Annotated in this window: 12 protein-coding genes, 1 tRNA gene and 1 pseudogene; 4 read left to right on the top strand and 10 right to left on the bottom strand. The window is 57.7% G+C overall.

From position 1 onward, the window contains the following. Positions 1–178: 178 nt before the first annotated feature. On the bottom strand, positions 179–406 hold the full coding sequence (locus Q0X28_RS00005) for a DUF3618 domain-containing protein (RefSeq protein ID WP_296237830.1): 228 nt from the start codon (positions 404–406) through the stop codon (positions 179–181). A 114-nt stretch (positions 407–520) separates the two neighbouring features. On the opposite strand from Q0X28_RS00005, the gene bcp reads away from it, so the two are divergent. Then, positions 521–1,009, top strand: a complete 489-nt coding sequence (bcp, locus tag Q0X28_RS00010; protein WP_296237831.1) for a thioredoxin-dependent thiol peroxidase — start codon at positions 521–523, stop codon at positions 1,007–1,009. 40 nt (positions 1,010–1,049) lie between these two features. Here bcp and Q0X28_RS00015 read toward each other — a convergent pair. From Q0X28_RS00015 to murI, 5 genes are all read right to left on the bottom strand, one after another. Next, a tRNA-Leu gene (locus tag Q0X28_RS00015) sits at positions 1,050–1,130 on the bottom strand. Between the two features lie 137 nt (positions 1,131–1,267). Next, on the bottom strand, positions 1,268–1,942 hold the full coding sequence (locus Q0X28_RS00020) for a non-canonical purine NTP pyrophosphatase (RefSeq protein ID WP_296237834.1): 675 nt from the start codon (positions 1,940–1,942) through the stop codon (positions 1,268–1,270). 65 nt (positions 1,943–2,007) lie between these two features. Beyond that, positions 2,008–2,775, bottom strand: coding sequence for a ribonuclease PH (gene rph / locus Q0X28_RS00025; RefSeq protein WP_296238121.1), 768 nt, complete (start codon positions 2,773–2,775; stop codon positions 2,008–2,010). 24 nt (positions 2,776–2,799) lie between these two features. Further along, entirely contained in the window at positions 2,800–3,561 is a 762-nt protein-coding gene (locus tag Q0X28_RS00030) for an MBL fold metallo-hydrolase (protein ID WP_296237836.1), read from the bottom strand. A 165-nt stretch (positions 3,562–3,726) separates the two neighbouring features. Beyond that, entirely contained in the window at positions 3,727–4,635 is a 909-nt protein-coding gene (gene murI, locus Q0X28_RS00035; protein WP_296237838.1) for a glutamate racemase, read from the bottom strand. 144 nt (positions 4,636–4,779) lie between these two features. Between murI and Q0X28_RS00040 the strand changes: the two genes are divergently transcribed. Next, a complete protein-coding gene (locus Q0X28_RS00040; RefSeq protein ID WP_296237841.1) occupies positions 4,780–6,108 on the top strand; it encodes a nicotinate phosphoribosyltransferase in 1,329 nt (442 codons plus the stop codon). A gap of 107 nt (positions 6,109–6,215) precedes the next feature. Then, positions 6,216–8,234, top strand: a complete 2,019-nt coding sequence (locus tag Q0X28_RS00045; protein ID WP_296238122.1) for an ATP-dependent DNA helicase — start codon at positions 6,216–6,218, stop codon at positions 8,232–8,234. Positions 8,235–8,262: 28 nt separating this feature from the next. Here Q0X28_RS00045 and msrB read toward each other — a convergent pair whose 3' ends face one another. From msrB to Q0X28_RS00060, 3 genes and pseudogenes are all read right to left on the bottom strand, one after another. After that, positions 8,263–8,754: a peptide-methionine (R)-S-oxide reductase MsrB gene (gene msrB, locus Q0X28_RS00050; protein ID WP_366936991.1), complete on the bottom strand. Its 492-nt coding sequence runs from the start codon at positions 8,752–8,754 to the stop codon at positions 8,263–8,265. Between the two features lie 12 nt (positions 8,755–8,766). After that, a pseudogene (gene msrA, locus Q0X28_RS00055) lies at positions 8,767–9,330 on the bottom strand (peptide-methionine (S)-S-oxide reductase MsrA); the annotation flags it as partial. 17 nt (positions 9,331–9,347) lie between these two features. Continuing rightward, complete coding sequence (locus tag Q0X28_RS00060; protein WP_296237843.1) at positions 9,348–9,992, bottom strand: MptD family putative ECF transporter S component; 645 nt, start codon at positions 9,990–9,992, stop codon at positions 9,348–9,350. Positions 9,993–10,440: 448 nt separating this feature from the next. On the opposite strand from Q0X28_RS00060, the gene Q0X28_RS00065 reads away from it, so the two are divergent. Continuing rightward, complete coding sequence (locus Q0X28_RS00065) at positions 10,441–12,204, top strand: oleate hydratase (protein WP_296237845.1); 1,764 nt, start codon at positions 10,441–10,443, stop codon at positions 12,202–12,204. A 258-nt stretch (positions 12,205–12,462) separates the two neighbouring features. On the opposite strand, the gene serB is transcribed toward Q0X28_RS00065, so the two are convergent. Continuing rightward, a complete protein-coding gene (gene serB / locus Q0X28_RS00070) occupies positions 12,463–13,668 on the bottom strand; it encodes a phosphoserine phosphatase SerB (protein ID WP_296237847.1) in 1,206 nt (401 codons plus the stop codon). Positions 13,669–13,723: the final 55 nt, after the last annotated feature.

Raw genomic sequence — 13,723 nt, forward strand, 5'->3', positions numbered from 1 at the left:
CAAATCTAACCCCCGCGACACGCCGAGCCAGACACACATTTTGACCCTTAACCCGACTAACCTACCCCCACGAAAGCAATAAAGAAGCGCCCACCAGAGAGTGTGGGCGCTTCGTTTATCTGTTAATGATGAGATCTCGCACTAGCCGTTGACATCTGAAGGCTAGAACGACCGCGGATTACTTGCGACGAGCGAGACGGATCACCAGCGTACCGAGAATGACGGCAGCAGCGATACCCAGCGCAATCTGAACCTCGACCTTTTGCAGCGCATCCTGAGCAGCAACCTTGCCCTTCTCCACGACATTGGTGGGATTAACGCGGTCGGCAATCTCATCAAGAGTTGCGGCAAGGTTATCGCGAGCGACGGCAATGTTCAGCTCAATAGCTTCGAAGTCCTGGGCCATAATGTCCTCCAGCAAAGTTTTTCACGTACGCACTCCGAGAAGTGTTTCTCCTCTAGAGTACTGCAATAACGCCCAATCTCCGATGAATCGACGGAAAGTCGCTACTCTGTCACTATGAGCACAGAAACCACCAACGACAAGGCCCGCCTCTCCGAAGGTGACACCGCACCCGCCTTCGCCCTCACCGACGACCACAACAACACCGTCAGCCTCTCCGATTACGCAGGTAAACGCCTTATCGTCTACTTCTACCCGCGCGCTAACACTCCCGGATGCACCAAAGAAGCCTGTGACTTCCGCGACAACCTCGCCCAACTGAACGACGCCGGAATTGACGTTATTGCCATTTCTCCCGATAAGCCGGAAAAACTTGCTGCCTTCCGCGACAAATATGAGCTAACCTTCCCCCTTCTCTCCGACCCTGACAAAGCCGTCATGAAAGAGTGGGGTGCATTTGGCGAAAAGAAAAACTACGGCAAAATCGTCCAAGGCGTCATCCGCTCCACCTTCCTCGTGGATGCAGACGGCACCATTGCCCTAGCAAAATACAACGTCAAAGCTACTGGTCACGTAGCACGCATCATTACCGAACTCGGCGTCTAAAGTAATTAATCCCCGGAAGCCAAGCTTCCGGGGATTCTTGTGCGCGAGGCGGGACTTGAACCCGCACGTCATAGACACTAGAACCTAAATCTAGCGCGTCTGCCAATTCCGCCACTCGCGCAAGCCCTGTAAGCAGGACTCTCATACTCTACAGTTCACACCAGCCTTCACGCCAACCTGGCAGCCAAATGCTAGCCACGACATCAGCAATCCACAGCAGTGATCAGAAGCTCGCAGCCACAACCTCAGTAGTAGCAGCTAGCCGCAAGCAGCTGCAGAATCGGCCTCCAGCTGCGCAAGAGCCCTAAAAAGCGGCACCGCTGCTCGGAGAGCCTGGCCACGGTGCGAACGCGTGTCCTTCTCCTGAGCCGACAGTTCGGCGGAAGTCCGGCCATCTGCATCCAAGGGCTGGAAAATCGGATCGTAGCCGAAACCGTTCTCGCCACGCGGCGCAGACGTCAGCACGCCCCGCCACTCTCCTTCCACCACCATCTCTCGCGCGAGCTCGCGTTCTGCCAACTCCGTGGACGTCGCAAACGATTCTGGAACAACGATGGCCACTGCAGAAACAAACGCTGCCCCGCGGCGTTCCTCGGGAACATCCCGCAACTGCGCTAACACAAGTTCTAGGTTGTCCTGGTCGCGCCCATGCTCACCACACCAGCGGGCAGAAAGCACCCCCGGCATTCCATGCAGCGCATCCACCGCCAACCCAGAGTCGTCAGCGACCGTCACCCAACCGGAATGAGCAGCACCGTCCCGGGCTTTAATGAGAGAATTCTCCGCAAATGTCGCCCCGGTTTCGGGAGTCTCGGGGAAGTCCTCCACCGCATCTAGCCCCACCACCTCGATACTGGCGAGATCAGCAGCAGCAAGCACACGCTTGAGTTCCGCAAGTTTTTTCGCATTGCGGGAGGCAACAAGCAGTTTCATAGTTTCTCCTGATAATAGGGATGCAGATAGTGCTGCACTCCCGACGAATGCAGCCACCACTCAGCCTAAGCGTATGCGCCGCGGCCCAATTTCGCAGGGAACGGATAGGGCGCCGCCAACACATCCTCTTGCACTTTGCCGAGCTCAACACAGCCCAGCTGTCCCATATCGAGCAGACTATCCATCACTGCCCGATCGAACGGCTCGCCTTCAGCCGTCCCCTGCACTTCAACCAGCCGACCATCGCCAGTGCAGATAACATTCATGTCGACCTCAGCGCGGGAGTCCTCCTCATACGGAAGATCCAACCGCACCTCACCGTCAATAACTCCCACCGAAATTGCGGCAATGCTGGTCTTCAACGGGCTTCCCTTAGCAATGAGCCCATGCGAAGACAGGTAGGTGACGGCATCCGCCAATGCCACATATGCACCAGTAATAGAGGCGGTACGCGTACCCCCATCCGCCTGCAGGACGTCGCAGTCCAACGCGATAGTATTCTCCCCCAGCGCGGACAGATCGATACAGGCGCGGAGCGACCGACCAATAAGGCGAGAAATCTCGTGGGTACGACCGCCCACCTTGCCACGCGTGGACTCGCGCTGCGACCGCTCATTCGTAGACGCCGGCAGCATCGAGTATTCCGCCGTCACCCATCCCAAACCGGAGCCCATACGCCAACGTGGCACCCCCTTGGTGACGGAAGCCGTGCACATCACACGGGTGTTCCCCATCGAAATCAGCACAGAGCCTGCCGGATTCTGCGTAAAACCACGCTGGATAGAGACAGGACGGAGTTCATCAACAGCGCGCCCATCGGCGCGAGAATTCACAGTAGTAGACACACCTAGAGCCTACTACCACTCATAAACCGCCCGCGGAGTTACCAGCTCAACGGGCACCGTGGTCGCTGCCCGCGCTTCCGCCAACACGGCCTCCCTGTCCGTCCATGGCGACACATGGGTAAGGAGCAGTCGCCCCACGCTATTCTCAGTAGCGAGCTCTCCCGCCAGTGCACCCGTCATGTGCATATGTTCCGGCAGATGCGGCTGAGTCGTCCAGGTGGCCTCGCAGAGGAATACGTCAACACCAGCACTTGCTGAGTGAATGCCGTTAGCTGGGCCCGTATCACCGGAGAAACAGAACGTCGCACCAGTAGAGTCCTCTTTCACCCGCATACAATATGCTTCACCCGGATGGTCGGCACGAAAAGCCTGGAATGTGAAGCCGCCAAGACTCTGGGGTGCGGCGAGATCCCATGGGTGGAAATCAAACGTATCGGTGAGGTCGTGACGCGTCCCGTAATCGTCCGCAAACCATTCCCCCACTTTCTCGAGGAAGGTGGAAGGTCCTAACACCGTCGCCGGAGTATTAGTGGATTTGTGAGAGTAGCGACGCCACACGATAAGACTGGAGATGTCGGCGATATGGTCGGGGTGCAGGTGCGACAGGACGAGGTCGCAGTCGCTAGGGTCGACAAGGTCTTGCAAGCCCCCCATGGAACCATTACCGATATCCATAATGATGGGACGGTGCGTTGCGGACTGCAGGAGGTAGCAGGAGGCAGGTGTGTGAGCACCCACCACACTTCCCGAACATCCAACAACAGTTAATCGCATGGTTCTATGGTGTCAGTTTTTCTTGCTATTTGTGACACCGGAAGTGGAGACAAAATTGCACAACTGCTGTGGGGTGTGAGGAATTCAACACGTTTCGCTCAAAAAATGAAAACATGTCTCCACTTGGCGAAATTCTGCAGCTCTAGGGCATTTCAGAGAGAGCCGCTACTCCTCCGCTAGCAGCCGAGTAGCGGCAACCGACCCCACTACAGGCCCCAAAAAACGATGTGCAAGCCGCTCGAATAAAACCGGATCACCCGTCGTCTCAAAACGCCTCAGCGGTTCAGCTATGTCCGCTGCATCCGTCACACCCGCCGCATCAACAGTGGCACCCTCCCCATCTGGTTCGCCCGGCGCCAACATATCTTGTTCAGTCAACAACCGAACCAAATCTTTCGCCGTCTCCTCAGCAGAGTTAATCAACGTGACATTTCGCCCCACCGCCATCTGGATGATGCCAGACAGCAACGGATAGTGCGTACAGCCCAACACTAGCGTATCCACTCCCACCTCTTGCAGAGGAGACAAGTATCCTTCCGCTAAACCCAGCACTTGTCGACCAGTCGTAATCCCCCGCTCAATAAAATCAACGAAACGCGGGCAGGCTACACTCGAGACCGTCACCCGAGGCCCGTTCTCTACCTGTTGACCGCTCACACGCGCAAACTCCCGCTCATAGGCACCAGAGTCCACGGTAGCCTGTGTGGCAATAACACCGACTCGGCCGGTACGCGTCGTCGCCACCGCCGTACGTACTGCCGGACTGATCACCTGCACCACCGGGACATCGTAACGGTCCTGGAACGTCTGATAGGCAGCAGCAGTAGCGGTGTTGCAGGCGATGACAAGCGCCTTACAGCCTTGTTCGACCAAGTAGTCGCCGATAGCTACCGCATGTCCACGTACCGCCTCCATCGTCTGGTTCCCATAGGGGCCGTGTGCACCGTCACCGACAAAAAGAATGCGTTCCTGGGGCAGCTGGTCAATAATGGCACGCGCCACGGTCAGACCCCCCACGCCCGAATCAAACACACCAATAGGTGCAGTTTTGTCGCCCACGGCACTGGAAACCATGCGTGTAATCCTTATCCTTTCCCACCCAACACCGTCCGATGCTGGTTAGCGGAGTAGTCCACCCCAGTGTAGTTCACTTGAGAGACACGGAAGTTGAGTAGACTAGGACAGGTCACCCTCGAGAAAACCCCGAGAAGAGCTCCTATGAACACTTATCGCGGCGCCCCTGCGCTGCTGACGGATATGTACGAACTCACTATGGTGGATGCCGCTCTCACCGCAGAAAAGGCGAGTGGCACCCCGCTGGCAAGCCGCCACTCCACCTTCGAGATCTTCGGACGACGTCTCCCCCACGACCGCCGCTACGGAGTTGTCGTCGGTACCGGGCGCCTGCTCGATCAACTGCAAAACTTCCGATTTACCGACGAACAGGTTGACTTCTGCAGCGATTTTCTCTCCGACGAAACACTTGAGTGGATGCGCAATTTCCGCTTCTCCGGCAGCATCAGCGGCTACCGGGAAGGCGAACTCTACTTCCCCGGCTCTCCCATCCTGACTCTGCAAGGTACCTTCGCTGAATGCCAGGTATTAGAGACTCTCGCCCTCTCCATACTCAACCACGATTGTGCTATCGGTACCGCCGCCGCACGGATGGCAGCTGCTGCGGATGGGCGCGCCATCATCGAAATGGGCGCGCGCCGCACTCATGAGGAAAGCGCTGTCGCTTCTGCTCGGGCAGCCTACATCGCCGGCTTCACCAGCACCTCCGACTTAGCAGCCGGCTACCGATGGAATATCCCCGTCGGTGGAACATCGGCACACTCTTTCACCCTGCTCCACACTTCCGATAACCAGCCGGACGAAAGAGCAGCCTTCCGCCACCAGGTGGAGGCTATGGGCACGGACACCACACTGCTCGTAGACACCTACGACATCACGCAAGGCGTCGCCAATGCCATTGACGTTGCTGGCCCGCAGTTAGGTGGCGTCCGTATCGACTCCGGCGATCTGGGTGTTCTGGCCCGCCAAGTGCGTCAACAGCTGGACTCTCTAGGCGCCCACAACACACACATTGTGGTGTCCGGCGACCTCGACGAGTACTCCATTGCTGCACTACGCGCCGAACCTGTCGATGCCTACGGTGTCGGCACCTCCCTGGTGACCGGCTCTGGTGCACCCACCGCCGAACTCGTATTCAAGATTGTTGAAGTGGACGGCCAAAAGGTAGCCAAACGCTCCAGCCATAAGGAAACTCGCGGCGGCAGCAAGCAAGGCTTCCGGACCTCTCGAGCTACCGGCACAATGGTGTCTGAAATCGTCACCCCGCTGGGTGCAGCAGCCCCCGATACTGGCACATTGAACTGCGACAAGCTCACCATTGACTATGTGGTAGATGGCGAAGTACAGCAGGACCTGCCCACTCTCGATGATGCTCGCACCCTGCTCTACGACAACCTCAAGCAACTACCTTGGGAAGGCCTGTCCCTCTCTCGCGGTGAGCCCGCTATCCCCACCCAATTTATGGGCTTCTAGGAGGAAGTGAGGGCTTCGTGGACCACCTTTCTGCCCCTACCCCCTCACAACCTGACTCCTACCAGGTTCCCAGCGTGGCAGAGCTCCTACACACTGCGGTGACGGCTATGGGTGGCCAGGAACGCACCGGCCAGCAACGCATGGCTGCAGCTGTTGATCACGCCATGGCCACCGGCCAACACCTGGCAGTTCAGGCGGGGACGGGCACCGGAAAATCCTTAGCATACCTGGTCCCCGCGCTGCGCCATGCTGTGGAATCTGGAAAGACAGTCGTGGTCTCGACCGCTACCATCGCCCTGCAACGCCAGCTATGCAACCGAGATCTTCCTCTTTTGGTTGATACGCTGGCAGAGGACCTTGGCCGCCGTCCGACCTTTGCCCTTCTCAAAGGTCGAAACAACTATCTGTGCTGGAACGCGCTCCACAGTGCCGAAGATCCCGATACGGATGATGACGGCACACACGCCCTCATTCCCTCCCAGGCGGGCCAACAAGCACAACGGGTCCACGAATGGGCACAGGACACCCATAGTGGGGACCGCGACGACCTCAAACCCGGCGTCTCAGACCTTGTGTGGCGTACCGTCTCCGTCGATACCCAATCCTGTATCGGGGCATCAGCCTGTCCGTTCGGGGAGGAGTGCTTCGCGGAACAGGCCCGCCAGCAGGCCTACCGGGCAGACATTATCGTCACTAACCACGCCATGCTAGCAATTGACGCCGCCTCCCCCATTGACCTTCTCCCCGATCATGACGTCGTTATAGTCGATGAAGCCCACGAGCTTGAGAGCCGCGTCACCAACGTCATATCCGGCACACTATCCACCGCCGGCCTCGATATTCTAGGAAAACGCCTCATCCATTTCCTTAGCGATAGCGACGTTGACAATTTCCTCGAGAGCGTAGAGCGCCTCTCCGCCGCTCTGGAATCCAGCCCTATTGGACGCTGGACTGCCCTAGACGACACACAGGTCTCCGCACTGACTCTCCTCCGCTCTACTGCTACCACCCTGCTAACAGCCCTCGGTCCGGTGAAGGAAGCAGACATCGTCTCCGACCCGAAAAACGCCGCCGCAAAGAAGCAATCCATCGGTGGACTCAACCAGATTGTCGACGTGTGCGATGTGGTGCTCGCAGAGTCCCCCACCCACGTGGTCTGGATGAGCATGCCGGAACGCCGTGGTCACGAAATCCATGTCGCCCCGCTTTCTGTTGCTGCAGTACTGCGCGACCGCTTGTTCGCAGAGTCCACCGTCATTCTCACCTCGGCAACTCTGCAGGCAGGAGGTTCTTTCCGCACTATGGCACGACAGTGGGGCCTACCCGAAGAAGAACGCGAGGCCTCCCCTCTCACCGACATGGCAACATCTCGGGACCCCAATCTGACGGAAGATCTCCGGGAGGTGGAGCCCAACAGTGACCTACGTTGCTATGGTGGTGCCCATTCCCCTGTCGCATGGAGCAGCCTGGACGTGGGATCTCCGTTCTCCCACCGCACAGCAGGAATCCTCTATATTGCGCGGGATCTCCCTAGCCCTTTGCAAGGCCCCACCCAGCTTGCGATACTCGAACGGATGGAAGAGCTCGTCAGTGCTGCCGGTGGACGCACGTTAGTATTGTGCAGTTCGCGGCGTGCCGCCGATGATGTCGCGGCCTATCTGGATGAGCATGTGCCCTATCAGGTATTGCGGCAGGGGCAAGACACCATGAGTTCGCTCATTGCCGACTTTGCTGAGCAGGAAGAAAGTGTCCTGGTGGGCACCCTCGGTCTCTGGCAGGGTGTAGATGTCCCAGGGCCGTCCTGTTCCCTCGTCATTATTGACCGCATACCCTTCCCACGACCGGACGATCCGCTCATGTCCGCCCGGCTCGATTTCGTCAACCAGCACGGTGGGAATGGCTTTATGTCCGTTGCCGCTGCCCATGCTGCCCTGCTTTTAGCACAGGGCACAGGCCGGCTTCTGCGCTCAACTACCGACAGGGGCGTCATTGCTGTAATGGACCCGCGATTGGTGACGGCACGCTACGGCAGTTTCCTCCGGCAAAGCCTTCCCTCTTATTGGGAAACCACCAACACTGAGGTTGTCCTGCAGTCCTTGCGGCGTATAACGACACAAGCAGACTAGTAGTCACCACCCGCTCGGAGTATACGGGTCACTGGTCCCGGGGTGTGACAAACGGGAGGTAACGGCCATAGCCTTCCTCCTCCATCTGTGCGAGGGGGACGAAACGTAGGCTAGCCCCGTTAATGCAGTACCGATGTCCGCCTTCCGCACGCGGACCATCGGGGAAAACATGACCCAGATGGCTCTCACCCTTGCTGGAGGTGACTTCCATACGGTGCATCCCGTGGCTGAAGTCCTCTTCGTAGTTGAGTGCGTCACCGATCATGGGGCGGGTGAAGCTGGGCCAGCCGCAACCGGCGTCGTACTTGTCGTCCGAAGAGAACAGGGGCTGGCCCGTCACCACATCAACATAAATACCTGGTTCGTTGAATGCGTCGTATTCGCTGCTGAAGGGGCGTTCAGTGTCCTTCTGTTGGGTTACACGGAACTGCTCCGTGGTGAGTTTTTCGAGAATCTCCTCCCGGCTGGGAGTGGGATAGTCGGTGGGGTCGAGGGGGCGGTCTGCCGCAGCGAGGCTGATATGGCAGTAGCCACCCGGATTCTTCTGCAGGTAATCCTGGTGGTAGTCCTCTGCCGGACAGAAGTTGCGGAGTGGTTCTGCCTCTACCTGGATGGGGTAGCTGAAGTTTGCCTGTTGGAGGTTCAGGAAGCGGTGAACGCTGCGGGCAGTGGCGTCGTCTGCCGTACCCTCCCAGTAGATGCCGGTGCGGTATTGGGTGCCGCGGTCGTTTCCTTGCTGGTTGAGGCTGAGTGGGTCGATGATGCGGAAGTAGTGCAGCAGGATCTCCACTAGGCAGAGACGCGCGGGGTTGTAGGTGAGCTTAAGGGTCTCGGCATGGCCAGTTTTAGCAATGTCATGGTAGCTAGTGTCGGCACTCACTCCGTTGGCGTAGCCTACTTCGGTGTCGACCACTCCGGAGAGACGCTGAAAGTATCCTTCTACTCCCCAGAAACAGCCTCCTGCCAAGTAGATAACACGGGTTGCTGGTGTCGTTGGCATTAGAAAACCCTTTCTCTCGGTTATTTCCAGGGTATCGAGTAGGAGAAGGGGCGTCAGGAGGTTTTCGCTAGGGGGTAACTGTACCGTCGTCAGCATCGGTGGCGTACAAAGCCTTACAGAGTTTCCTCTGGATTATCCCGCGCGTCGACATCCGTCTCCTGCGGAGCTGCTCCCGCTACCGTTCCGGCCTTGGCATAGTGACGCTTGATGAGAACAGACCCCAGCCATGCGCCCAACGCGCCGACCACAAAGATAGTGGCACCGAAAGCGACAATCACCGGCACGGTAAAGAAGTTCATCATCTCGTGGGCGTAGTTGGCACCGTTCTCTTGGGCTGCAGACTGGAAGTAGTCATCAGCGAACCAAATGATGGGGAGGAGCGGACCGATGAACCAGAGGGTAAACACCGCATAGGCGAAAATGGTGGCGACCGTATTCCGGTACTTCGTCAGCGCCAGAATAAACTCCGCAAGCAGGCCAAAAACGAGTGCCGTGAACACCGTGGTCCAAGAACGGCCAATAGCCATCATGATAAGAGCCATGAGGAGGGCCAGCACGACCACCATCCCAAAGCGATCCACCCGGGTGAGGTACATCATAAACACAGTACCGTTCACGAAAGCGGCTACCACCATCGTGCCAAACAATAAGCCCGGCGTAGCGGCTCCCGCTACCCCGAGAATGGTCACAACGACCATGTAGATGGTGCCAAAAATACCGAGGTTGAGCAGGTCCTTGGTGCGTAGTTTCTCCACCATTGTGCTTCCTTGTAAGTGGCGAGTGCGGTCAGTACACGAGTGTTGTGAAACGCGCGAACGTAGTGCCTGTTTAAGGAAGGCCGTGGACACCACTGCCACGGTACTCAAGCCAAGTATATCGGACAATAGTTTTCCTCCCCTGACTTTCCCACAGTTGTCCTCTTTACCTGCACAAACATGGCACCGAAGGGATTCGAGTTACCGCTTCACTAGACACGCGGCAGCGTTTTTCCCGTACGGGTTACCAGCGAGTTGTAACACTCTACTGCGGTGCATCGATGGAGTGAGTGTTGTCGGCCGACATCGAGCCATTCGACGGAATGGCGCTGCAGTTAAAACCCACATGCCCCTATAGCGTCGTCACCTTCCCCCTGATTACCCATGAGCTACCGAAAGCAGCACGTGGTAAAAGGCTTCGAGGAATGACTCCGCCTGAAAGGACACCCCCTTGTACTACAGCAACGGCAACTACGAAGCGTTTGCGCGTCCCCGTAAACCCGAAGGCATTGATGAAAAGAGTGCCTACATTATTGGCGCTGGCCTTGCCGGCCTGTCTGCCGCAGCCTTCCTTGTCCGCGACGCCCAGATGGATGGATCCCGTATCACCATTCTGGAATCCATGTCACTTCCCGGCGGAGCCTGCGACGGCATCAAAGACCCCAACAAAGGCTTCATCATTCGCGGTGGACGCGAAATGGAAAACCATTTCGAATGCCTCTGGGATCTCTTCCGTTCTATCCCCTCAGTAGAAACCGAGGGAGTTTCTGTCCTGGACGAGTACTACTGGCTCAACAAAGACGACCCCAACTACTCGCTCTGCCGTGCCACCGTCCGGCAAGGCGAGGACGCCCACACTAACGGAAAGTTTGGGCTCTCCGACAAGGCCTCCCGTAGCATCATGAAGCTCTTCCTCGCCAAAGAGGAAGAACTTGACCACAAGAAGATCACGGATGTTCTCGACCCGGAATTCTTCGAATCGAACTTCTGGCTCTACTGGCGCACGATGTTTGCCTTCGAACCCTGGCACTCCGCCACTGAGATGCGCCGCTACCTACAGCGTTTCATTCACCATATTGGTGGGCTCCCGGACTTCACGGCGCTGAAATTCACAAAGTTCAACCAGTTCGAGTCTCTCATCAAGCCGCTAGTGGAATACCTCCGTGCGGCAGGAGTGAATTTCCAGTTCGATACCACCGTCAGCAATGTGAAATTCGATATCCGCGGCGAGAAGAAGACTGCCGTGCAGATTGTCGGCACTCATCAAGGGAATCCCCTGACGATCGACCTCACCAAGAATGACCTCGTCTTCATCACCAATGGTTCCTGCACCGAGGGATCCGCCAACGGTGACCATGACACCCCGGCAGCCTTCAATACCGAGCCGGTGGGATGCTGGGAAATGTGGCGCAACATCGCCAAGCAACACGATTCTTTCGGCAACCCAGAGCGGTACTGCACCCAAACTGACCTCACCAACTGGGAATCCGCAACCCTCACCACCCTGGATAACAAGATCCGCCCCTATATCGAGAAGATCACGAAGCGCGATGCGCTCTCCGGGCGGGTCGTTACCGGCGGTATTGTCACCGTGAAGGACTCCAACTGGCTGATGTCCTGGACCATCAACCGCCAGCCACACTTCAAGGCACAGACCGACGACCAAATTGTGGTATGGATCTACAGTCTCTTCACTGATCGCCCGGGCGACTACATTAAGAAGCCGATGCGCGACTGCACTGGCGAGGAAATCACCGCCGAGTGGCTTTACCACATTGGCGTACCGCAGGAGCAGATCCCCGAGATGGCAGCCCACTCTGCCCACTGCATTCCGGTCATGATGCCCTTTATCACTGCTTTCTTTATGCCGCGTGAAAACAGCGACCGGCCCAAGGTCGTCCCGGACGGCTCCCAGAACTTCGCCTTCATCGGCCAGTTCGCCGAGATCCCCCGCGACACCATCTTCACCACCGAGTACTCTGTCCGCTCCGGCATGGAGTCCGTCTACACTCTCTGTGACGTAGACCGTGGTGTTCCTGAAGTCTTCGGCTCCGTCTATGACGTCCGTACCCTCATGGAGTCCACCGTCAAGATGATGGATGGTGAAACCCCGCTTCAGAAGATCCCCGGTTTTCTCCGTCGTCCGCTGGTGAAGTTCCTGGACAAGACAGTTATTGGAGAGATTATGCGGCGCTACAACTTCCTGCCGAAGTAACTCCCCGAAGGACTCGTCGTACTGGTGATCCCCCACTTCGCTGGGCTTGTGCACCGCCGTCTACAGAGGATCCGCCCCTGGTCTTTGGCGTGACCGGGGGCGGATTCTTTAGCTAGTGGAGCGGGGCCGGCTCTGGTAGGACGACGACGTACGCCACTGTGAGAACCATACGCTGTGGGGGCAATACACTGCGGGAACTCGTTAGAGCGCGCCTAGCCGCTATGGAAATCCGTCATTGCGGGTTGGCTGTGGTGGAGATTAGTCGCGGCGAATATCGCCGTTTACTGCCACTACCTGGGAGCGGGTGATGCCCAACATGAAGAGCACCTCATCCAGGTAGGGGAAGTTGACGGAGTTGTCGGCTACTGTGCGCAGCGCGGGCTTGGCGTTGAACGCGATACCCATGCCGGCGGTCTTCAACATGTCGATGTCGTTGGCACCGTCTCCCACTGCCACGGTTTGCCAAAGGGGAATGCGTTCCTGTGCAGCGAATTCTGTGAGTGCTTTGGCTTTCCCGGCACGGTCGACGATAGCCCCATTGACCTTACCGGTAAGGATCCCATCCTTAATGTCGAGTTCGTTGGCGCGCATGAAGTCCAGTTCCAGACTCTTCGCCAAGGGGGCAATAACCTGGTTGAAACCACCGGACACAACACCACACTTGAAGCCAAGGTGCTTGAGGGTGCGGATGGTGGTGCGTGCCCCGGGGGTCAGCACGATGGACTGGGCGACTTCGTCGATAATGGTGGCTGGAAGCCCTTCTAGGGTGGCAACGCGTTCGCGGAGGGACTCGGCAAAGTCGATCTCGCCGCGCATGGCACGGTCGGTAATCTCCTTTACTTCGGCTTCCTTCCCGGCGTGTGCGGCCAGCATTTCAATGACTTCTCCCTGGATAAGGGTGGAATCGACATCGAAGACGATGAGGCGCTGAGCACGGCGGGCGTGGGCGTCTGGTTCGAAGGAAATATCGACGCCCAATTCAGTGGACAGTTTGGCGAGGGCAGCGCGAATGCCAGAGATACGCTCGCCGGAGGCATTGCGGGCCACGATTTGCAGGGAGATGCCGGTGACCGGATAGTCGGCAATGCCGTTAATTGTGGCAATGTTGACGCCTAGTTCAGCGAGCGTTCCTGCGATGCGGGAGAAGGCTTCTGCGGTGACGGGACGGCCCAGAATGAGAATGGTGTGGGTGGCGTTGGCAGCGGAACCGACTGGGTCGGAGCCAATTTCAATGTCGGCATCCATGCCCAGTGCCGTCATCGCGTTTTCAATGTCGGTGACGAGTGCACCGCAGTGTGGGAGACGCTCGATGAGTGCGGTGAGGATGAGACGGCCACGGATGACTACCTGTTGGACGTCGAGGAGAACGGCGTTGTGTTTGCCGAGTATGCCCATGAGGGCGGACGTAATGCCGGGCTTATCCCTTCCTGTAACGGTGACGAGAACAGTATCCGCTTTCTTCATGCTGCGTCCTTATATCGCGGTGGAGCTCGATAGATCTTATTGTTCCTGGCCAGGT

This window comes from uncultured Lawsonella sp. (genome assembly GCF_947252745.1).
GTDB lineage: Bacteria > Actinomycetota > Actinomycetes > Mycobacteriales > Mycobacteriaceae > Lawsonella.